The sequence below is a fragment of the Actinoplanes sp. NPDC049599 genome (assembly GCF_044465625.1).
Classification (GTDB): domain Bacteria; phylum Actinomycetota; class Actinomycetes; order Mycobacteriales; family Micromonosporaceae; genus Actinoplanes.
Genome location: NZ_JBITLX010000007.1, coordinates 241525 through 262205 on the forward strand (window position 1 = coordinate 241525; position 20681 = coordinate 262205).

At 74.1% G+C, this 20681-nt stretch carries 17 protein-coding genes; 6 read left to right on the forward strand and 11 right to left on the reverse strand.

Features of this window, described 5'->3' with window-relative positions:
• Nucleotides 1-57: 57 nt before the first annotated feature.
• The 3 genes from ACIBQZ_RS16015 (at nt 58) to ACIBQZ_RS16025 (ending at nt 5593) form a co-directional block, all read left to right on the forward strand.
• Nucleotides 58-1059, forward strand: coding sequence for a hypothetical protein (locus tag ACIBQZ_RS16015; protein ID WP_396089369.1), 1002 nt, complete (start codon nt 58-60; stop codon nt 1057-1059).
• Between the two features lie 71 nt (nt 1060-1130).
• Entirely contained in the window at nt 1131-3974 is a 2844-nt protein-coding gene (locus tag ACIBQZ_RS16020; RefSeq protein ID WP_396089370.1) for an MMPL family transporter, read from the forward strand.
• 131 nt (nt 3975-4105) lie between these two features.
• A complete protein-coding gene (locus ACIBQZ_RS16025) occupies nt 4106-5593 on the forward strand; it encodes an SDR family NAD(P)-dependent oxidoreductase (RefSeq protein ID WP_396089371.1) in 1488 nt (495 codons plus the stop codon).
• A 231-nt stretch (nt 5594-5824) separates the two neighbouring features.
• Here the strand turns inward: ACIBQZ_RS16025 and ACIBQZ_RS16030 are convergent, their stop codons facing one another.
• Nucleotides 5825-6469 carry a class I SAM-dependent methyltransferase gene (locus tag ACIBQZ_RS16030; protein WP_396089372.1) on the reverse strand — a complete coding sequence of 215 codons (645 nt, stop codon included), beginning with the start codon at nt 6467-6469 and terminating at the stop codon, nt 5825-5827.
• A 45-nt stretch (nt 6470-6514) separates the two neighbouring features.
• Here ACIBQZ_RS16030 and ACIBQZ_RS16035 point away from each other — a divergent pair, with 45 nt between their 5' ends.
• Entirely contained in the window at nt 6515-7282 is a 768-nt protein-coding gene (locus ACIBQZ_RS16035) for a phosphotransferase family protein (protein ID WP_396089373.1), read from the forward strand.
• 124 nt (nt 7283-7406) lie between these two features.
• On the opposite strand, the gene ACIBQZ_RS16040 is transcribed toward ACIBQZ_RS16035, so the two are convergent.
• The 5 genes from ACIBQZ_RS16040 to ACIBQZ_RS16060 are packed head-to-tail and all read right to left on the reverse strand — an operon-like array spanning nt 7407 to nt 12612.
• Nucleotides 7407-8354, reverse strand: a complete 948-nt coding sequence (locus ACIBQZ_RS16040) for a polysaccharide lyase family 1 protein (protein WP_396089374.1) — start codon at nt 8352-8354, stop codon at nt 7407-7409.
• Nucleotides 8354-9301: a polysaccharide lyase family 1 protein gene (locus tag ACIBQZ_RS16045; RefSeq protein ID WP_396089375.1), complete on the reverse strand. Its 948-nt coding sequence runs from the start codon at nt 9299-9301 to the stop codon at nt 8354-8356. Before ACIBQZ_RS16045 ends, ACIBQZ_RS16040 begins: the two co-directional genes overlap by 1 nt.
• A 7-nt stretch (nt 9302-9308) precedes the next feature.
• Nucleotides 9309-9434 (reverse strand): hypothetical protein, encoded by a 126-nt coding sequence (locus ACIBQZ_RS16050; RefSeq protein WP_396089376.1) that lies wholly within the window; start codon nt 9432-9434, stop codon nt 9309-9311.
• Nucleotides 9431-11008 carry a family 16 glycoside hydrolase gene (locus ACIBQZ_RS16055; protein WP_396089377.1) on the reverse strand — a complete coding sequence of 526 codons (1578 nt, stop codon included), beginning with the start codon at nt 11006-11008 and terminating at the stop codon, nt 9431-9433. The genes ACIBQZ_RS16050 and ACIBQZ_RS16055 overlap by 4 nt, the downstream gene beginning before the upstream one ends.
• 17 nt (nt 11009-11025) lie before the next feature.
• On the reverse strand, nt 11026-12612 hold the full coding sequence (locus ACIBQZ_RS16060; protein WP_396089378.1) for a family 16 glycoside hydrolase: 1587 nt from the start codon (nt 12610-12612) through the stop codon (nt 11026-11028).
• 364 nt (nt 12613-12976) lie between these two features.
• On the opposite strand from ACIBQZ_RS16060, the gene ACIBQZ_RS16065 reads away from it, so the two are divergent.
• Nucleotides 12977-13639, forward strand: a complete 663-nt coding sequence (locus tag ACIBQZ_RS16065) for a M23 family metallopeptidase (protein WP_396089379.1) — start codon at nt 12977-12979, stop codon at nt 13637-13639.
• On the opposite strand, the gene ACIBQZ_RS16070 is transcribed toward ACIBQZ_RS16065, so the two are convergent.
• Nucleotides 13634-14200, reverse strand: a complete 567-nt coding sequence (locus ACIBQZ_RS16070; protein ID WP_396089380.1) for a helix-turn-helix domain-containing protein — start codon at nt 14198-14200, stop codon at nt 13634-13636. The two genes, ACIBQZ_RS16065 and ACIBQZ_RS16070, sit on opposite strands and share 6 nt — an antisense overlap.
• A 52-nt stretch (nt 14201-14252) precedes the next feature.
• On the opposite strand from ACIBQZ_RS16070, the gene ACIBQZ_RS16075 reads away from it, so the two are divergent.
• A complete protein-coding gene (locus ACIBQZ_RS16075) occupies nt 14253-15545 on the forward strand; it encodes an erythromycin esterase family protein (RefSeq protein WP_396089381.1) in 1293 nt (430 codons plus the stop codon).
• Between the two features lie 31 nt (nt 15546-15576).
• Here ACIBQZ_RS16075 and ACIBQZ_RS16080 read toward each other — a convergent pair whose 3' ends face one another.
• Genes ACIBQZ_RS16080 through ACIBQZ_RS16095 form a run of 4 tightly spaced genes read right to left on the reverse strand, consistent with a single transcriptional unit; the run spans nt 15577 to nt 20591 of the window.
• Nucleotides 15577-15996, reverse strand: coding sequence for a nuclear transport factor 2 family protein (locus ACIBQZ_RS16080; protein WP_396089383.1), 420 nt, complete (start codon nt 15994-15996; stop codon nt 15577-15579).
• A gap of 8 nt (nt 15997-16004) precedes the next feature.
• Nucleotides 16005-16751, reverse strand: a complete 747-nt coding sequence (locus tag ACIBQZ_RS16085; RefSeq protein ID WP_396089384.1) for a hypothetical protein — start codon at nt 16749-16751, stop codon at nt 16005-16007.
• Nucleotides 16744-20151 (reverse strand): SNF2-related protein, encoded by a 3408-nt coding sequence (locus ACIBQZ_RS16090; RefSeq protein WP_396089385.1) that lies wholly within the window; start codon nt 20149-20151, stop codon nt 16744-16746. The genes ACIBQZ_RS16085 and ACIBQZ_RS16090 overlap by 8 nt, the downstream gene beginning before the upstream one ends.
• Nucleotides 20148-20591, reverse strand: coding sequence for a DUF5990 family protein (locus ACIBQZ_RS16095; RefSeq protein ID WP_396089386.1), 444 nt, complete (start codon nt 20589-20591; stop codon nt 20148-20150). Before ACIBQZ_RS16095 ends, ACIBQZ_RS16090 begins: the two co-directional genes overlap by 4 nt.
• Nucleotides 20592-20681 lie beyond the last annotated feature (90 nt).

Genomic DNA, 20681 nt, shown 5'->3' on the forward strand with positions numbered 1-20681 from the left:
CCGCCCGGCCGCCACCGGCGGTCGGCGCGCGCCCCGCGAACGACCGGGGAGGGTCGGTTGCCGGACGACGACCGTACGACTGGTCGCCAGCCTGAGTCCGGGGGACGCCCGGCCGACGGTGGGCGTCGCAGGCCCTACCCGGCCGCGCCGAACCCGCGCTCGAGCTATGGCTACCGCACCGCCGGCCGCCGGGGCGCGGTCGTGCCGCCGCACCTGCTGGAGGACCGGCAGCGCCGGTTCACTGAGTTCCTCATGCCTGCCGCGGTGATCCTCGCCGGGGTGCTCATCGTGGTGGCCTTCGGCTTCATCGTCAGCCGCGCGGTCCGCGACGACGACCCGCGGGCCATCCCCCCGGTGCAGCCGCCGGCCCTCGGCGACGTGCCGCTCAACCCCGCCGAGCAGTTCCCGATCCCGCTGCCCAGCGCCTCCGACGAGCCGTCACCGTCCCCGACGGTCACCCGGACCACGCAGCCCACGCCCTCACGCTCCCGGACCCGGCCGGCGCCGGACAACGGCTCGGTGAAGGTGGCCCGCAACGACGTGCCGTCCCGGGTCGACCTGTCCGGCGAGGGCAGCCGCGACTGGGTGCACTGGGGCGAGCAGAGCACCTTCTCGCTGGAACGCCGCGCGGACGGCGACTTCCAGATCCTCGAGGGCGCGCCGACCGCGCCGCGGTTCCGGCACGGCTTCAGCCGGGAACGGTTCAGCTGGACCGGCGGCTCGCCGGTGGGCTCCAGCGACGGCACCCCGACCGGCATCCGCACCTGCGGCAAGGGCAACGGCTTCACCATCTCGGCGCCGGCCGGCACCACGACGCGCACGCTGCGGCTCTACGTCGGTGCGCTCGCCGGCCGCGGCAAGCTGACCGCGAAGCTCTCCGCGGGCTCGGCGGCGGCGAGCGCGACGTTCGAGGAACGCGGCAACAACCTGGACACGGCTGTCTTCGTCATCACGTACCGGGCGCCGAAGAACGGCAAGATCAACCTGAGCTGGGTCACCGAGGAGGCGTTCAGCCAGGATTGCGGCGGCGTCGCCCTCGAAGCGGCGACACTGCGTTGAGGTAAGCCGGTCCTCCTGGGGTGGGGGGAGCGGGCGTTCCGTGGGGTGCGGAACGCGGTGGGGAAGGGATCGTGGTGTTCGCCGCCTGGGGATCATGGGTGGCCCGGTTCCGCCGGCCGGTGCTGGTGTGCACCGTCGTCGCGGTCGCCGCGGCCGGGATCTGGGGACTGGGCGTCTTCGGCCAGCTGACCGAGGGCGGCTACAACGACCCCGGCAGCGAGTCGACCCGGGCCGCCGAGCTCGTCCGCGACGAGCTGGGCGGGCAGGGCGGCGACGTCGTCGTCATCTACACGCCGGCCCGGGGCGGCGTCGACGACGCGGCGCTGGGCCGGCGGGTGCAGGACAGGCTCGCCGCGCTGCCGCCGTCCGCGGTCACGGCTGTCGTGTCGTACTGGCCGGACAAGCTGCCGCAGTACGTGTCCGCCGACGGCAAGCGGGCCGTGGCGGTGCTGTCGCTGGCCGGCGCCGACGACGGCGAGAAGCTGGAGGCGTACCGGGAGATCAGCGACAAGCTGTCGGTCGAGGGGGCGAGCCTCCAGCTGGCCGGCGGCGCTCCGCTCAGCGACGCCTCGTCCACGCTGTCGACCCAGGACCTGGCGTTCGCCGAGGCGGTGTCGCTGCCGATCGTGCTGATCCTGCTGCTGCTCATCTTCGGCTCGCTGGTCGCCGCGGCGCTGCCGGTGCTGGTCGGCGGGTGCGCGGTGCTGGGCTCGCTGGGCGTGCTGCACGCGATCGCGTACGGCGCCGACGTCAACTCGTTCGCGGTCAACGTGGCCAGCCTGCTCGGGCTCGGCATGGCGATCGACTACGGGCTGTTCATGGTCGGGCGGTTCCGGGAGGAGCAGGGGTTCGGGCGCACGCCGGCTGAGGCGGTGGCCCGTACCGTGGCGACCGCCGGCCGTACGGTGGTCTTCTCCGCCACCCTGCTGATGATCGCGCTGGCCGGGCTGCTGCTGTTCCCGCAGGGATTCCTCAAGTCGCTGGCCTACGGTGGCCTCGCCGCCGTCGCGCTGGCCGCGCTGCTGTCGCTGACGCTGCTGCCCGCACTGCTCGCGGTGCTCGGCCCGCGCGTGGACAAGCTGCCGGTGCGGCTGCCCGGCCGCCGCTCCACCCGCCCGGCCGGCACCGGCTGGGCCCGGCTGGCCGGCGCGGTGCTGCGCCACCCGGTGCTGATCGCGCTGCCGATCCTGGCCGGGCTGCTGCTGCTGGCCGCGCCGATCACCGGGGTGCGTTTCGGCGAGAACGACGAGCGGATCCTGCCGGCCGGCAACCCGGAACGCCAGGCGATCGAGACCCTCAAGGCCGACTTCCCGGCGCTGAGCAGCGCGGGCGTCCAGGTGGTGCTGCGCGGCACCGGCGGTGCCGCGCCGGCCGCCCAGGCCGGTACGGCGTTCGCGGACGAGATCACCAGGATCCCGGGCATCGCCGCGGTCACCCCCGGCGGCAGCGGCGGCGCCGTCCTGCTCTACACGGCGACCCTGTCCGGCACCGACCCGTTCAGCGACGCGGCCCGCGAGGCGGTCGCCGACATCCGCGGCCTGGCCGCCCCGGCGGGCACGCAGGTGCTGGTCGGCGGCACCACCGCGCGCAACGTCGACAGTCTGAGCGCGACCGCGGCGCAGTTGCCGCTGATGGTGGGCCTGCTGGTCGGGGCGACGCTGGTGCTGATGTTCCTGGCCTTCGGCTCGCTGCTGCTGCCGGTCAAGGCGGTGCTGCTGAGCGCGCTGAGCCTGAGCGCGACGTTCGGCATCCTGGTCTGGATCTTCCAGGACGGCCACGGCGCGGGCCTGCTGCAGGTGACCCCGGCGCCGCCCGAGGTCGGCATCGTGGTGCTGATGGCGGCGGTGGTCTTCGGCCTGTCCACCGACTACGAGGTCTTCCTGCTGTCCCGGATGGTCGAGGCCCGCACCCGCGGCGCGTCGACGGCGGAGGCGGTGACCACCGGCCTGGCCCGCACCGGCCGGGTGATCAGCGCGGCGGCGATCCTGCTGATCGTGGTGACCGGCGCGTTCGCGCTGTCCTCGGTGACCACGATGCGCTTCATCGGCGTCGGCATGATCGTGGCGCTGTTCCTGGACGCGACGGTGGTCCGGATGCTGCTGGTCCCGGCGGTGCTCAAGCTGATGGGGGACGCGGCCTGGTGGGCGCCGGGCCCGCTGCGCCGGCTGCAGGAACGGGCCGGGCTGGCGGAGTACGAGGACGAGGAACTGTTCCCGACGGTGTCGGTGGGCCGGCACGCGGCACCGGACCCGGCCGTCGGCCGACCGGCCGTGGCGTCCGCTGCGGCTGCGGCTGCGGCTGCGGCTGCGGCCGTGCCCCGGCATGCGTCCTGGTTCGAACCGCCGGCCGCGTGGCCGCCGCAGCCGGAGAGCCGGTCGGATTCACCGGCCGTGCCGGTGTCGCCGGCGGCCTCCGGGTCACCGGTCGCCTCGGTGTCACCGGCGGCCTCCAGCTCACCGGTCGCGTCGGTGTCACCGGCGGCGGGCGGATACGCCGCTTCGGTGTCGCCGGCGGGTCCCGGTCAGTTCTCCACCGGCGCGCCCGTCCCCGGCGGGGTGTCGTCCGGGTATCCGGTGGCCGGGTCGGCGCCGCTGCCCGCGCCGTCCCGGATCACCCTCGACGAGCCGGGCACCACAACCGTCCCGGTCTCACCGCCCTCACCGGTCTCACCGGCCTCGGGCGGACCGACCAGCGGCGGCTCCGCGACGGCGGACTTCGAGGCGGACGGCCAGCCCGTCACGGTCGATCTCGCCAGCCGTGTCGCCGCGGCCTCCTCCCCCGCCACCCCGCCGGCCGACGGCCGCGCGGACACCGGGGCCGAGGACCAGGAGCGCGCGACGGAGCCCGACGAGCCCGGCACCGACACCACTGCCATCCTCGAACTGCCGTCCGACCACCAGGAGCCGCCCTCCTGACCCGCCGATTCGCCGTTTTGGCGGTGATGCGGCTATTTTGGCCCGCCGGGTCACACGGATCAGCCGTGCACCCGGCGTAGTCAGTACCATGCCCCGGGAGAGTTGGGGTTCTACCGGGACGGGAAACGAGCATGACCGCGACCATGGACGAGTCCACCGCGCCGGGCGGCCACGCCGACACCGGATACGCCGGCGCCGACGGCGCCCGGATCGATCCCGCCCGCCTCGCCCTGTGCCTGGAGATCATCGCGGAGGCCGAGCGGCTCGACCCGGAACACCCCGACGCGGTGGCCGTCCGGCGGGCCACGGCCGGGCTGTTCAAGACCGTGAAGCTGCGCCGCCGCAAGGACCGCCGTGACGCCGTCCTCGCCAACGACCGGGCGGTGACCGCCGCGACCGCGACCGGCGCGCCGACCCGGATCGACGACGAGACCGCCGGCATCCCGCTGGCCACCGGCACCGCCACGAGCACCGCGGGCATCCTGCGCCAGCCGCGCGGCTGCTACATCTGCAAGCAGCGCTACGTCCAGGTCGACGCGTTCTACCACCAGCTCTGCCCGTCCTGCGCGGCGAAGAACCACGGTCACCGCGACGCCCGCACCGACCTGACCGGGCGCCGGGCGCTGCTCACCGGGGGCCGCGCCAAGATCGGCATGTACATCGCGCTGCGGCTGCTGCGCGACGGCGCGCACACCACCATCACCACGCGCTTCCCGAACGACGCCGTGCGCCGCTTCGCCGCGATGCCGGACAGCGCGGACTGGCTGCACCGGCTGCGGGTGGTCGGCATCGACCTGCGCGACCCCGGCCAGGTGGTCGCGCTGGCCGATTCGGTCGCGGCCCACGGCCCGCTGGACATTCTGATCAACAACGCGGCCCAGACGGTACGGCGCTCCCCCGGCTCCTACGCGGCCCTGGTGGCGGCGGAGTCGGCGCCGCTGCCCGACGGTCCCCTGCCGGAGCTGGAATACCTGGGCGGGCACGCGATGGCCGCGCACCCGGCCTCGCTGACCGACGGCTCCTCGTTCAGCCCGCACGCGCTGACGGCGCTGGCCCTGACCGGCGGGTCGGCCACCCCGGACCGGATCGCCGCGCTGACCGCGATCGACGCGGGCGGCCTGGTGCCCGACCTGGCGCCGACCAACAGCTGGAGCGACAAGGTCCACGAGGTCGACGCGCTGGAACTGCTCGAGGTCCAGCTGTGCAACGTGACCGCCCCGTTCGTGCTGGTCAGCCGGCTGCGCGCGGCGATGACCCAGTCGCCGTTCCCGCGCCGCTACGTGGTCAACGTGTCCGCGATGGAGGGTGTGTTCGCCCGCGGCTACAAGGGCGCCGGGCACCCGCACACCAACATGGCCAAGGCCGCGCTGAACATGCTGACCCGCACCAGCGCCGAGGACATGTTCACCGACGGCATCCTGATGACCAGCGTGGACACCGGCTGGATCACCGACGAACGGCCGCACCCGACCAAGATGCGGCTGGCCGACGAGGGCTTCCACGCCCCGCTGGACCTGGTCGACGGCGCGGCCCGGGTGTACGACCCGATCGTCCGCGGCGAGCAGGGCGAGGACCTGTACGGCGTCTTCCTGAAGGACTACGCCCCGATCGCCTGGTGACGGTCGTCGTGAGCACCTTCGGCGTGACGGTGCCGATCCGGCGCCGCAGCTCGACGAACCGCCGGCTGGGGCGCAACTGGCCGCTGCGGGCGTACGGTGACGGCAGTGTCCCGGCGCGCGGCGCCGCTGCCGCCCGGGGTACGCGCGTGCCGGCGGGCCTGACCGGCGCCGGCTCCCTGCGACCGGCGCTCAGGCCCTGTTCGTGCTGGTCGCGGGCGGCGGGGCGGCCGGTCAGGGTGGGGGTGGCTGCTTTTCCGGGATGAACGTGAAGATGCGGTCGGGGCCCGGGAGTGGTTTCGGCGGGTGGCGCAGGCGGTGTGCGCCCACGCCGAAGCCGGCCGCCGGGTCACTGAGGTGGGTCTGCTCGAAGCCGCGGGCCGAGAACCAGTCCGCGATCACCGGCACCAGGTCCGGCGGGCGCCGGTGGCGGGTCCACACCACCGTGCCGCCCTCGCGGCACAGCTGTGCGCATGCCTCGACGGTCCGCAGCACGTCCGTGTCCGTCAGGTTGCCGAAGACCCCGCACGCCAGCACCAGGTCCGCCGGCGCCACGTCGCGGTAGTGCCGCATCAGGCCGGCGTCGCCGCGTACCACTTCGATGCCCGGCAGGCCCGCCTGCCGGGCGTGTTCCTCGGCCACCGCGGCGTTGCGCGGGTCCAGCTCGACCAGCCGCGCGCGGACATCGCCGCGCCGCGGGTGGGTCGCCAGCGCTCCCAGCAGGTCATGGCCCTGGCCGGCGCACATGCTGACCGCGCGGACCGGGCCGGCCGGCAGGTCGTCGAGGACCTCCCGGATGATCCGCCGCACGACCGCCAGCCGCCCGGAGAGCACGGATCCCGGGTTGGCGTAGTCGTCGTGCCAGGCCACCCAGTCCATGCCGGACACCCTATCGGCGCGGCGCCGGTCGGTAGGCTCCCGGCCGTGGCCCACTCCCACCACCTGACGTTCGACGGTCCGTGGGTGACCAAGCGGTACACCTCGTGGCGGCGCGGGGAGCATCGGCGGGAGTGGGCCGTGCTGCGGCACGTCCACCGGCATGCCCCGGACCTGGCACCCCGTCCGGTCACGGCGCGGCTCGACGACCGTCCTCCGGCGGTCACCATGGCGCGGGTGCCCGGCGAGCCGCTCGCCGGTCCGCTGTCCGAGCCGCAGCTGGCGGCGGTGGTGGACGCGGTCACCCGGTTGTGGAAGGTCCCGCACCACGACGTGGCCGGGCTGGGGTCGTGGTCCGACGACCTGCGCGTCGCCCGCCGGCTCACCGCCGCGCCGCGACCCGCCGCCGGCATCCTCGCCACGGCGTCCGACGCGGCGGCGCGATGGTGGACCGGCCCCGATCCGGCACTGCTGGCCCGCCGGCCGGCGGTCACGGTGCTCGGGCACCGGGACCCGAACCTGGCCAACTACCGGTGGGACGGCCGGCGGGTGCGCGTGGTGGACTTCGAGGACGCCGCCGTCTCCGATCCGGCGACCGAGCTGGCGCTCATGGCGGAGCATCTGTCCTGGCGGGGCGCGGGCGTCGACCCGCTCGGCCGCTTCGACGTCGACCCGGGGCGGCTGCTCGCGGCGCGGCGGTTGTGGGCGATGTTCTGGTTGGGGCTGCTGCTGCCCGGCGGTCCCGCCGCGGCCCGCAACCCGCCGGGCACGGCCGAGGCCCAGGCGCGGCGCGTCCTGGACCTGCTCGGCGGGTGACCGCTCAGCGGGTGACCCCTCGGCGGGTGACCGCGGGGCCCGGGCGCCATCGTCGCGTCCGGGCCCGACCGCCGCGGCCCGACCGCCGCGGCCCGACCGCCGCGGCCCGACCGTCACGGCTCGCTCAGCGGCCCGCGCCGGCCCCGGACGCCACCAGGGCCGGCACGTTCGCCGCGGCGTCCAGCGTGTACGCGTAATAGCCGCGCGGCTCGGCCACCGTGCCTCCGGCCTCGCACGTGCCGGAGCCCACGAACACGTTGTTGCGCTGGACCAGCCGGCCCGGCCCGCTGTCGGCGTACCCGCCGGTCGAGTGGCACGGGTGCGCCACGCCGCTGAAGTAGTTGCCCTCCACCAGCACGCCGCCGTTCATGGTCGAGGCGACCCCGTACAGCTCGTTGCCGAGGAAGTAGTTGTTGTAGACGTGCACCGGCTCGCCGAAGCGGACCCGCGGGTGCCGCTGGCGGGAGTTGTCGAAGAAGTTGTGGTGGATGCTCACCCGCAGGTGGCCGACGTCGGTGGACGCGGCGCCGTCGGAGTGGCCGATCAGCATGCTCTTGTCGGTGCCGGCGAAGTGGTTCCAGGACACGGTCACGTAGTCGGCGCCGCGGACGATGTCGATCGAGCCGTCCACCGGGCGGACGAACGTGTTGTGGTCGATCCAGATGTGGTGCGACTGCTGGCCCACGTTGACCGCGTCGTCCTCGGCGTCGACGAACGTCAGGTTCCGGACGATCACGTTGGACGAGCGGTAGAAGTCGAAGCCGCCGCCGGTGATGGTCGCGGTGCTGCCCAGGCCCACGATGGTCTTGTTCGGCCGGACCCCTTGCTTGCTGGTGATGGCGATGGTGCCGGACACCTGGATGGTCAGCGCGCCGACCGTGTCGATCGCCTCCAGCAGCTCGTCGGTGGTGTCCACGGTGACCGTGGGCCCGCCGACGCCGCCCGTGGTGCCGGACAGGCCGAGCGCCGCGACCGCGGCGAAGCCGTCCGGCGACCCGGCCGGGGCCGCGTGGGCCGGGGCAGCGACGGTCAGGCCGGCCGCCACCAGCACAGCGCACAAACCGAGCTTCATCAGATTCTCCCGACGCCCGCGCCGGCGCTGACCGTGGACGGCACGGTCGCGGCGGCGTCGAGCTGGTAGGCGTAGTAGGCCGAGGGTTCCGCGACGGCGCCGCCCGCCTCGCAGGCACCGGAGTTGACGAACACGTTGGACCGCTGCACCAGCCGGCCCGGGCCGCTGTCGGCGTAGCCGCTCACCGAGTAGCACGGGTGCGGCACGTTCTCGAAGTAGTTGCCCTCGGCCAGCACGCCGGCGTTCTCGGTGGACGCGATGCCGTAGAGCCCGATGTCGCGGTAGTAGTTGTTGTAGACGTGCACCGGGTCGCCGAAACGGGCCCGGGGATGCCGTTGATTCGCGCCGTCGAAATAGTTGTGGTGATAGGTCACCTTGAGATATCCGACGTCCGCGGAATAGCTGTCGGAATGGCCCAGCAGCATCGTCTTGTCGGTGCCCCGGAAACGGTTCCAGGAGACCGTGACGTAGGTGGACTTCCGCTTGATGTCCAGCGATCCGTCGTAGCCCGGCAGGAACTCGTTGTGGTCGATCCAGACGTGGTGCGCGGCGTTGGTGACGCTGATCGAGTCGTCCGAGGCGGCGCTGACGGTGAGGTTCCGGATGATCACGTTGGTGCCGGGCCGGGTGGTGGAGCCCAGCTGCAGCCCGCCGCCGGTGATCCCGGCGGTGGCGCCGACACCGATGATGCTCTTGTTCGCCACCACGGTGATCATGTCGTCGACGGCGATCCGGCCGCTGACCAGGATCGTGTACGGCGTGTTCGCCCCGGCATACTGCGCCAGCGCGGCGCCGGTGGTGACCGTGACGGTCGGCCCGGCGGCCCCGCCGGTGGTGCCACCGCCGACGCTTGCGAAGCCGTCGGCCTGCGCCGCCGCCGCGTGGCTCGGGCCGGGCGCGACCAGCGCCGCCGCGGCGACGACAGCGAGGACCAGCAGTCGTCTCATAGTCGGTTCACACCTTCCCGGTGCCGGCCCCGGCCGGCACGATCGTGGATACGGCCGCCGCCGCGACCGGCTGCGCGGGCACCTGCAGGGCGGCCGCCGCGGCCGGCGCCGCCGCCGGCACCGGGGTCCTCATCGGACACCGGCCCCGGCGGTCACCACGGCCTTGACCTGACCGCACGGCAGCAACGTGTACGGGTACGGCACCGCGCTCACGCTCCCACCGGCCTGCGGGGTGCCCGAGTTCACGAAGCAGTTGTCCCGCGCCACGATCCGGCCCGGCCCCGACGACGCCTCGCCGAGGTGGTAGGGGTCGTCCACGTTCTCGAACGAGTTGCCCTCGACGAGGACCCCGGCATCCTCGGTGGACGCGACACCGTAGTTGCCGGTGTCGTTGTAGAAGTTGTTGTAGACGTGCACCTGGTCGCCGAAGCGCACCCGCGGGTTGCGCTGGTTCGTCGCGTCGAACCAGTTGTGGTGGTAGCTGACCTTCAGCCGCCCGACGTCCTGCGCGGCGTTGCCGTCGTCGTGGCCGAGCAGCATGTTCTTGTCCGTACCGTCGGCGTGGTTGTACGACACCGTCACGTATGACGAGCCGCGCTTGATGTCGACGCCGCCGTCCGCGCCGGTGGTCCAGGTGTTGTGGTCGATCCACACGTGATGGCTGAACATCTGCACGTTGACGGCGTCGTCGGCCCAGTTCCGGAAGGACAGGTTCCGGACGATGACGTTGCGCACCGCGTCGGCCGGCGGGCTGGTGATGTCGTCGTCGATCGGCAGCCCGATGTTCAGCCCGCCGCCGGTGAGCGCGGCCGACGAGCCGAGCCCGACGATGGTCTTGTCCGACGTGACGTCGTGCATCGGGCCGGGCAGGGCGAGGGTGCCCTGCACCTGGATGACGAGCGGGCCGGCCTGGGCGATCGCGGCCAGGAACGCCGAGGCGGTGGAGACGGTGACGGTCGGCCCGGCGGCACCGCCGCTGGTGCCGTTCTGGCCCCAGGCGTTGACCGAGGCCCAACCGTCGGCGGCGTTCGGCGCGGGTGGCGGCTGGGACGGCGGGACCGACGGCGTGCCGCTGGGTTCCCCGCCACCGCCGGTGCTCACCTGCACGTCGTCGAAGGTCGCCGCCGTGGAGAACGTGGCCACGCCGATCCGGCCGGCTGACCAGCGGCTGTCGACGGCCTCGGTGAGCAGTTGGCCGTTGACCGAGCCGCGCAGGGTGGTCCCGACGACCTCCAGCCGCAGGGTGTACCAGGTGCCGACGGTGACCGTCAGCGACGCGGTGTCCAGCGTGGTCGACGAGCCGCCCTCGAGGCGCTTGAGCTCGACGGTGTTGTTCGACCGCAGCGCCAGGTAGTAGTAGCTGGTGCTGCTCTGCACCCGGGCCAGCACCGCGGCGAAGCGGTTGCTGCCGCTGAAGGCGGTCGGCTTGACCCGGGCCTGCACGGCGTAGTCGGTCCAGCCCGCCGAGCCGGTCAGCGCCCGGGCGTCGGCCCCGGTGCCGGACTGACGGTAGGCCGGGGTGCCGTCGGTGGTCACCGACCAGCTGCCGCCGTTGGTGGACCACCCGGTGGCGTTGCCGTCGGCGAAGTCGTCGGTGAACAGGGTCGCGGCCTGGGCGCTGCCGGTCAGGCCCAGCACCAGCGTGAGGGCGGTCAGCGCGGCGCCGAGCACGGCGAGCAGGCCGTGCCGGGCCCTCGTGGATGGCATGTGCACTCCTCCTGACATCAGACGCGTCCCACTCCGGCGCCGGCGGTGACGATCGCCTTGACGGCGTTCGGGTCGTCCAGGGTGTACGCGTAGTAGGCGCTCGCTTCCTGCACCGGGCCCGAGCAGTCGGGCGCCCCGGACTCGCCGACGAACACGTTGGTGCGGGCCACGCAGCGACCCGCCGGACCGGCGTACGTGTTGGTCACCGGCTCCTCGACGTCCTCGAAGTAGTTGCCCTCGACCAGGCAGCCGGCGGTGTTCTGGCAGGCCACGCCCGTGTCGGTGTTGGAGAAGTAGTAGTTGTTGTAGACGTGCACCGGCTCGCCGAACCGGACCCGCGGATTGCGTTGCGGCGTCGCGTCGAACCAGTTGTGGTGGTAGCTGACCTTCAGCCGCCCGGTGTCCTGGGCGCCGTTGTTGTCGTCGTGACCCAGCAGCATGTTCTTGGTGTGGTGGTGGGTGTGGTTCCACGACACCGTCACGTACGACGAGCCCCGCTTGATGTCGATCAGGCCGTCGTAGCCCTGGGCCAGGTCGTTGTGGTCGATCCACACGTGGTGGCTGAACATCTGCACGTTGATCGAGTCGTCACTGGCGTTGCGGAACGACAGGTTCTGGATGATCACGTTGTGCACGGCGTCGGCCGGCGGCGTCGTGACCGTGGAGACCGGCAGGCCGATGTTCAGGCCGCCCCCGGTGATGCCCGCGGTGGCGCCCACCCCGACGATCGACTTGTCCGAGGTGACGTCGTACATGCCGGCGGGCAGGGTGATCGTCCCGCTGACGCAGATCGTCAGGGGCTCCGGGCGGGCGATGGCGGCGAGCAGCTCGGCGGCCGTGTCGACCGCGACGGTGGCTCCGCCCGTACCCCCGGTGGTGCCGCGCTGTCCCTCGGCGTCGACCGACGCGAAGCCGGCCGGCGAGCCGGCGACCCGGCAGCTGCCGGGGTCCGGCGGCGGGGTCGGCGGCGTGCTGGCGGTCGGGTCGGGCCCCGGCGCGGGGGTCTCGACGACCACGTCGTCGAACGAGGCGGACGCGTACGAGGTGACCAGCCCGATCCGGCCCGCGCCGAACGCGGTGTCGGCCGCCTGCACGACCTGCGTGCCGTTGACCGAGCCGGCGAGGGCGGAGCCCGTGACGCGCAGGGCGAGCGTGTACCAGGTGCCGGGCGTCACGCCGACCGCTGCGGTGCCCAGCGTCGTGACCGTGCCGTTCGCCACGCGCTGCAGCTGGGCCGCGCCGCCGCCGGTCAGCACCAGGGCGTAGTAGCTGCTCATCGACGTGCTGCGGGCGGTGATGCCGACCGAGCGGGCGGGGGTCGCGAAGGTGATCGGCCTGACCCGGGCCCGCACGGTGTAGTCGGTCCAGGCCGGGTCGCCGGCCTGGGTCTTGGCGTTCGCCCCGGTGCTGGCCTGCCGGTACGCCGGTGAGCCGTCGGCGACCACCGACCAGCTGCCGCCTGTCTTCGCCCAGCCGCTCGCGTCGCCGTCGTCGAAGGTGTCGGAGAAGAACGTGTCCGCGAAGGCGGCCCGCGGGCCGGCGATCCCGAGCAGAACGGTCAGCGCGGCGGCGCCGAGGGCGGCGAGCATCGCTTTTTTGCGCATGGCGGATCCTCCGTTTCCGGGCGGTGCGGGAAATGGCGGGAGCGGCTGGATATCGCACGCGCACCGCGCGCCGTAACATCACCGAAACGCTTGCGGAAAACATAAGGAAATTCATCGTCGGGAGTCAATGCCGCCGATATGCAGGTCTGTTGCATTCAATGAGCGCGGCAGGCATTGCCCCGACGGCCGTGCCGTCGAGAAGGAGGCTTTCGGTCCGGTTTGCCCGGGACCCCTTCTTCCGTTGTTTGCACCCGGTTTTCCGTCACCGGGCGCGAGCCGGCTGCGCGGCTGCACACCGAGCTAATCCCGCCGGGCGGCCGGCCGTCAACCGGATGACGTCGTCCCGCCTTTGTAGAGTGCGGGGATGATCATGCTGGCGCTGCCGTTCCGGAGCACCTGGCTGGCCCGCAACAGCCCCGCCCGCAAGGTGCCGAGCCACGGCACCCATCTGTTCGCCACGACGTACGCCATGGACTTCATCGCGGTGCGCGGGCGGCGCACGGCCACCGTCCGGGACTGGCGGACGCTGCTGGCCACCGAGCCGGTGGAGCGGTTCCACGCGTTCGGCGAGCCGATCCTGGCGCCCGCGGCCGGCCGGGTGGTGTCGGTGCTCGACGGCGTGCCGGACCTGGTGGCGCGGCGGTCGCAGGTCTCCCGGGTGCCGTACGCCCTGACCCAGGGCAGCCGGGCCCGCCGGGGCGCGGGCGGCCTGGCCGGCAACCACGTGATCCTCGAGCTGGCGGACGGTGCCGGCTTCGTGGTGCTGGCCCACCTGCGGTCCGGCTCGGTCCGGGTACGCCCCGACGAGCCGATCGCGGCCGGCCAACTCGTCGGCGACTGCGGCAACTCGGGGAACTCGATGCAGCCGCACGTGCACATCCAGGTGATGGACGGCGCGGACCCGTACACCGCACGCGGGCTGCCGATGTCCTTCCGGGACTATCAGGTGCGGCCGCGCCGCGGCGGCCCGCCGGTCCGGGTGCGCGAGGGCGTCCCCGGCGAATCCGAGGTGGTGGAGCCGCTATGAGCGCCCACCGGCCACCGGGCCGGCTGACGGCGGCGGTTCCTCGGTCGGGAACTGGATCAGGCTGAGCAGCCGCGGCCGGCGCTCCGGCGTGGCCGGGTTGCCGGCCCGCGCGGCGAGCACGGCCTGCACCTGGCCGGCCGCCTCGGCCAGCTCCTCGTCGCTGAGCCACAGGATGCCCTGGCGGTAGCCGACCAGGTCGGCGTACGGCTCGGCGCCGGGCCGGTCGAGGTAGGCGCCGAACTCCGCGAGCAGGGCGGCCATGGCCGCGGCGAAGCCCTGCCGGTGGTCCTCCAGCGACATCGCGGCGCCGGCCTCAGGGTCGATCGCCGCCCGGTCGCGGCGCAGCCGGTAGTGCCGCTCGACCGCGCCGCGGACCCGCCGCTCGGCGGCGATCTCCAGCACTCCCCCGGCGGCCAGCAGCCCGACGTGCCGGTACACGGTCGTCTTCGGTACGTCGGTGAGGCGCTCGCACAACTCAGCCGTGGTCCGGACCCGCCCGCCGGACAGGGCGTACACGATGCGCAGCCGGACGGGGTGCAGCAACAGGTCCACGGTCTCCACCCCACAACGATCCCACATCTGGTACCGTTCCCGAAACTGGGAATGGAGCGATATGGCGGAGAACAAGCTCGGCGACGGGGCGGTGCACCCGCTGCGCACGCTGGATCCGGACGGCGCGCCGGACGACCTGGGCTGGCTCGACGAGGCCGTCGGCGCCGCGCGTGTCGTGGCCGTCGGCGAGAGCGCGCACTACCACGGCGAGTCCTACCGGCTGCGCCACCGGCTGCTGCGGCACCTGGTCGACCGGCACGGCTTCCGGGCGTACGCGATGGAGTCGGGTTTTGTCGAGGGCGCGCGTGCCGACGAGTGGGTCCGCGGCGGCGACGGCGAGCTCGGCGCGGTGCTGGCCGGCGGGCTGACCTCGCTGATGGGCCTCTGGCAGCCGATGCGCGACCAGCTGGAATGGCTGCGGCGGCACCCGGAGCCGATCGCCTTCGCGGGCATCGACCTGCCGGGCTCGAACGCGTCGCTGCTGCCGGGCCTGGACGCGGTGCGGGACTATCTCGACCGGGCCGACCCCGGCTCCCCGGTGGACCCGGCGCTGCGGGAGACCGCCGCGACCTTCGCGGCCGCGTCGGCGTTCTCCGCGCCGGCGACCATCGCGGCGTACCTGGGGCTGCCGGCGGAGCGCCGCGACGCGCTGACCGCCGGGCTGGCCGACCTCGCCGCCCGGCTGGCGGCGGGCCGTCTGTCCTACGCGCGCCGCACCGGAGCCGAGGCGTACGACCGCGCGCTGCGGTCGATGCGGCTCACGGTCACCCTGGACGCGGTGGCCCGCGCGCTGGCCCGCGGCGACCAGCCCGCGATGATGACCCTGCGGGACGCCGCGATGGCGGACACGGTGGAGTGGCTCCTCGCCCGGCATGAGCGGGTCATCCTCGCCGCGCACAACGGCCACATCCAGCGCGTGCCGGGCACGATGCCCGGCCTGCCGCCGTTCCCGACGATGGGCACGCACCTGGCCGACCGGCTCGGGGACGGCTACCTGGCGATCGGCATGACGACGGGGACCGGCCAGACCCTCAACACGGGTCCGGACTTCTACACCGGCACACTGTTCACCGAGCTGGGGGCGCCGGAGGCCGGCAGTCTCGACGCGCTCATGGAGGCGAGCTGCGACCAGCCGTTCGCGACGGATCTGCGGCGGCTGTCCGAGACGGACGCGGAGGCGGTCCGCGGCGCGGGCCGGCAGCGGTTCGGCAGCTACTACAGCGACCTGGACCCGGCGGAGGCCTACGACCTGATCGTGCACCTGCCCCACGTCACGGCCGCCGAGCCCGACCTGGACGCGATCGCGGCCGCACCCGCCGAGGTGCAGGCGGCCTTCCGCAGCCGCCCGAGCTGACCGGCCGCCCCGAGCTGACCGGCTCGGGCGCTCAGGGGATGCGCTGTGCCGGGTCGGGCGGCGCGAAGTAGTCCCGGAGCTGGGCGATCAGCCCGTCGCGGAGCCGGTAGATCTGCACCAGCGACATCGTCACCGGCGGCCCGCCCGCTCCGGCCAGGACTGTGTCGATCTCGACCACGAAGACATCCGGGTCCGCGGTGTCGTGCCGGACGTACGCGGACCGCGCCGCGTCCACAGTGACCTGGAAGGCCGGGTGCCGGTGGTAAGCGCCGATGCCGGCGCGGATCGCCTCGCGGCCCTCGAGGCGGCGCGGCAGCGGGTGACCGGGCGGGACCAGTGGCGCCTCGAAGACCCCGTCCTCGGTGAACAGGGCGGCGACCCCGTCCGCGTCCCGCATGATCGCGCCGGCGTACAGGTAGCGTTCGAAGGTTTTCTGGTGTGTCGTGTCCACTCTCCAGCCTATCCCGCGGCCGGGTCCGGGGGCAGCGCGCGATACGCCGGACGCAGGATCTCGATGAGCGGCACGCCGCCCGGCCGCAGCGGCGGCGGGTCGAGCTGGTCCAGCAGCAGGTCCGGCCGGCCCGCGTCCGCGACCGGGAGCGAAACCGCCGCCGCGCCGCCGCCCCAGAAGTCCGCGAGCTCGCCCAGCCCGGCCTCCCGGGCCGCGGGTTCCGCCGGCGCCGGGGGCGTCGTCGTGCCGCGCAGCTGGCTCAGCCGGGTCAGCAACTCGTCGCGGCCGCGGCCTCGCCAGGTGAACACGCCGAACGGGTCCATGTCGAACGACTCGGCCAGCGCGTAGAAGGTCGCCGCCAGGTGCACGCACGGCAACGGCCAGCGTTCGCACGAGCAGTCCATCGCCACCTCGTCCAGCGACAGCGGCAGCGGGGTCAGGCCGGCCCGGGCGAACACCTCGTTGATGTCCGGCGGCATCCGGCCGGCCAGCAGGTCGGCCACGTACCGGGCCTGGGCCGCCAGGTCGTCCTCGATCCGGGACCATTCCGCGGCGCCGAACGCCCGGACCGCGATCCGGCAGCGGTGCACCGCCGGGTCGTCCGGGCCGCGCACCTGGGCCATCACCAGGCTGCCGGAGATCGCCAGGTGCCGGACGTGCCCGGCGCGGGCGTCCCGGCGGCCGCGGGCGAACGTCGGCGCCATCCGCAGCGACTCGATCATCGCCAGGAACGGGGCCGAGAAGCGGTCACTCACCGACGGCCTCCGGGGACAGCTCCAGCAGCGACCGCAGGTCGTCGGTGCTCAGGCCGGTGAGCCAGCCCTCGCCGTTGCCGACCACCCGCGCGGCCAGCACGCCCTTGTCGGTGATCAGCCGGTCGATGCGTTCCTCCAGGGTGCCCAGGCAGACCAGGGTGTGCACCCGCACGTCGCGGCGCTGGCCGATCCGGAACGCCCGGTCGGTCGCCTGGGTCTCCGTCGCCGGGTTCCACCAGCGGTCGACGTGCACGACATGGTTGGCCGCGGTCAGGTTCAGCCCGGTGCCGCCGGCCTTGAGCGACAGCACGAAGACGCCCGGCCGCTGGTCGGCCTGGAAGGCCGCGACCATCGCGTCCCGCTCCCGGCGGGCGGTCCCGCCGTGCAGATACCGCACCGGTACGCCGAACCGCGCGGCCAGGTGCGGCACCAGCATCGCGCCGAAGCGGGCGAACTGGGTGAAGCACAGCACGCTCTCGCCCTCGGCCAGCGCGGCGTCCAGGATCTCCTCGAGGCGTTCGAGCTTGCCGGAGCGCCCGGGCAGCGGCGAGCCGTCGCCGAGCAGCTGCGCCGGATGGTTGCAGACCTGCTTGAGCTTGGTCATCGCGGACAGCACGATGCCCTTGGTGCGGATCTCGGTCTCCTCCTTGAGCCGCTCGGTCATCTCGTTGAGCACGGCCTGGTAGAGGGTGGCCTGCTCGGCGGTCAGCCCGCACAGGTGCCGGGTGTGCCGCTTGTCGGGCAGGTCGGTGATGACCGAGGGGTCCGCCTTGACCCGGCGCAGCATGAACGGCCGGGTGGCGTGCCGCAGCCGGGCGGCGGCGTCCTCATCGGCGTACCGCTCGATCGGCACCGCATAGCGGGCGCGGAACCGGTGCGCGCTGCCCAGCAGGCCGGGGTTGAGGAAGTCCAGGATGGACCAGAGCTCGGCGAGCCGGTTCTCGACCGGGGTGCCGGTGAGCGCGACCCGGTGCCGTGCCGGGAAGCGACGCACGGCGCGGGCCACGCCGGCGGCGCTGTTCTTGATGTGCTGGGCCTCGTCGAGCACGACCCGGTCCCAGGCCACGGCGGCCAGGGCGTCGGCATCGCGGGTGGCGATCGCGTACGTGGTCAGCACCACGTCCGCGCCGTCGAGCAGCTCGGCCGGCTCGGGCCGGTCGGCGCCGTGCAGCACCCGGACCCGCAGGCCCGGCGCGAACCGGGCGGCCTCCCGCTGCCAGTTGCCCAGCACCGACAGCGGACAGATCAGCAGCGTCGGCCCGCTCCGGCGGTGCAGCAGCAGGGCGAGCAACTGCACGGTCTTGCCCAGGCCCATGTCGTCGGCCAGGCAGGCGCCGACCCCCAGGCCGTCGAGAAAGGCCAGCCAGGAGAAACCCCGCAGCTGGTACGGCCGGAGCTGCCCGGCCAGCCCCGCGGGCGGATCGAGCAGCTCCAGCCGCTCGCCGAGCCGGCCGGCCAGCAGGTCGGCGAGCCACCCGGTGCCACCGAAAGCGGTCACCGGCAGCGGCAACTCCTCGGGCGGCAGCAGCCGGACCAGCCGCAACGCGTCCCCGGCGCGCATCGTGCCCCCGCCGCGCCGCAGGAACTCCAGCCCGGCCCGCAGCCGTTCCGGGTCCAGATAGACCCAGCGCCCGCGCAGCTTGACCAGCGGCACCTTGACCCGGGCCAGGTCGGCGAGCTCGTCCTCGGTGAGCGTGCGCCCGCCCAGCGCCAGCCCCCAGTTGTAGCTGACCATGGTGGCCAGATCGGCGGCGTCGTCCCGCAGCACGGCGGCGATGCCCTCCCGCGGCCGCACGTCGAGCGCCAGCCCGAGACTCTGCGGCTCCCGCCACCAGGCGGGCAGCAGGACGCCGTAGCCGGCCTGCTCCAGCAGCGCGGCATGGCTCAGGAACCGGTGCGCGCCCTCGGTGTCGAGCACAAGCTCGGCCGGCCGCGCGACCCGTAACGCGGCATCAAGATCACTGAACAGCCGGGCGGCCCGACCGAGCCCGGCGAGCAGCCGCTCATGCGGATGGTGGGTCCAGCGGCGCAGCGGGGCGGTGCGGTCCCGCCACACGTCGGCGGCGGTGACCAGCAGGCTGGGCTCGTCGAGCGGCTGCAGCAGGAACTCGAGCAGCCAGGCATCCTCGGCCCCAGCCGAGCCGGCGACATCAGACCCAGCCGGGCCGGCGGCATCGGCCCCTGCCGAGCCGGCGGCATCAGACCCGGTGGGCTGCGTCGCGTCGGGCTCGTCGGGCCGCGTCGCGTCGGGCTCGTCGGGCCGCGTCGCGTCCGACCCGGTGGGCTGCGTCGCGTCCGACCCGGTGGGCTGCGTCGCGTCGGGCTCGTCGGGCTCGAGGTCGTCCAGGTGGGTGAGCCGGAAGCAGACCCGCACGGCGGCCCCGCCGGTGGCCTCGGCGTGCCAGGCGTCGAGGGCGTCGGCGAGCGGATCGAGCTCACCCGGCCCGGCGTCGAACTCCGGCGCGGCGGTGAGCGCGCTCAGCCAGGCAGCGCCGCCGAGCGACACACCGGCCTCGGCGAGCCGGGCCCGCACCAGCCCGTCGACCAGCCGATGCAGCGCGGCGTGCAGGGTGTCGGCCGCGGGCAGCCCGTCGACGTCACCGGGCCGGGCCCGTTCGGCCCGGCAGGCGGCCGGCATCCGCCGCACCAACTCGGCGTGCCGAACCGCATCAACACCGGTCAGCACCGGCCGCCACCCGGCCCGCGCCCGTGGCCCGCCGGTGGTCACGCCCGGCAGCACCCGCCCCCGCTCGACCAGCGAAGCGGCGAAGGCACAGACCTCGGCGAGATAGCTCAACGACGGCGCGGCGCGGCCACCGAACTCATCGGCAAGCTCCTCGGTCACGAACGGCACGGCGACGGCGGGCACGGACCAGGCCCGCAACCGCGGCTCCCCCCGCCGCGGCGGCAACCCGAGCAGCGGCGACGGCAGGGGGCCGGCGCTCGTGGAAGGCAGCACCACCGTCACGGCCCGGGCAGGCGATTGCGCCGGCGTCGCGGCCAAACCCGACCCGACAGCGCGCGGCAGCGCCGCGGCCCGGGCAGCCCCGACCGACGGTTGCGCCCGCGTCGCGGCCGGACCCGAACCGACAGGCAACGCCGCAGCCCGAGCCGAACCGACAGGCAACGCCGCCGGCCGAGCCGGCTCGTCCGGCGGCACCGCGAAGCTGTGCTCGGGGACGGACCCCCGAGGCCGGGAACGCCGAGGCACGGCGGGCGGGTCGGAGGCGCCGCCGGGAGAGGCCGCCGAGGGATCCCGGCCGGCCGCGCCGGCCGGCTCTCCGATGGCGAGATCGGTGGTGGGCGGGCAGGCGCGGTCGGTTTCGGCCCAGAGGTTGAGGGTGCCGTCGCGGGCGATCAGGCCGTGCAGCACCGTCACCGCGGCATCGGCTGCCGTCACGCGAGCTGCCAGGTGATGTCCGGTGGACGGACCCGGGCGCAGCGCGGGCCGCCGTCGGCGTCGGTGAGGCCGAGGCGGGCGACCAGCACGCCGCCGGTGTCGTGCGCCGCGCGCAGCAGGTCGGTGGGGATGTCGCCGAACAGCAGCTTGGCGCGCCGGAACATCGCGAACGCGTCGCCGTCGAGCGCGCCCCAGCTCAGGTAGAGGAAGCGCGCGCCGGGCCGGCCGTGCACGTAGGGCCCGCCGACGTCGAGCAGCCCGTCGACCTCCCTGCTGGTGACCTCGAACTGCCAGACCGCGGCGGGCGCGGCGGCGCTGACCCGGTCGACGACCTCGCTCTTGCGCTGCACGCCGACGTGCACGTGGCCCAGCCGCAGCGCGTCGGCCTGCGCGCGGCCTGGCTGCCCGGGCAGCTCGCTGCCCTCGATCCGGATGTGCACGCCCTGAACTCTAGGCCGACCCCCCGACAACTTCCGGCGCGCCCGCCGGGGCGACCTCCGCCGCCCGGCCGATCCCGGCCCGCTCCCCGT

Coding starts and splice junctions, on each gene's coding strand:
- ACIBQZ_RS16075 (WP_396089381.1), top strand. CDS start 14,253: ATGGCGGAGAACAAGCTCGGCGACGGGGCGGTGCACCCGCTGCGCACG.
- ACIBQZ_RS16025 (WP_396089371.1), top strand. CDS start 4,106: ATGACCGCGACCATGGACGAGTCCACCGCGCCGGGCGGCCACGCCGAC.
- ACIBQZ_RS16050 (WP_396089376.1), bottom strand. CDS start 9,434: ATGAGGACCCCGGTGCCGGCGGCGGCGCCGGCCGCGGCGGCCGCCCTG.
- ACIBQZ_RS16065 (WP_396089379.1), top strand. CDS start 12,977: ATGATCATGCTGGCGCTGCCGTTCCGGAGCACCTGGCTGGCCCGCAAC.
- ACIBQZ_RS16055 (WP_396089377.1), bottom strand. CDS start 11,008: ATGCCATCCACGAGGGCCCGGCACGGCCTGCTCGCCGTGCTCGGCGCC.
- ACIBQZ_RS16030 (WP_396089372.1), bottom strand. CDS start 6,469: ATGGACTGGGTGGCCTGGCACGACGACTACGCCAACCCGGGATCCGTG.
- ACIBQZ_RS16040 (WP_396089374.1), bottom strand. CDS start 8,354: ATGAAGCTCGGTTTGTGCGCTGTGCTGGTGGCGGCCGGCCTGACCGTC.
- ACIBQZ_RS16045 (WP_396089375.1), bottom strand. CDS start 9,301: ATGAGACGACTGCTGGTCCTCGCTGTCGTCGCCGCGGCGGCGCTGGTC.
- ACIBQZ_RS16060 (WP_396089378.1), bottom strand. CDS start 12,612: ATGCGCAAAAAAGCGATGCTCGCCGCCCTCGGCGCCGCCGCGCTGACC.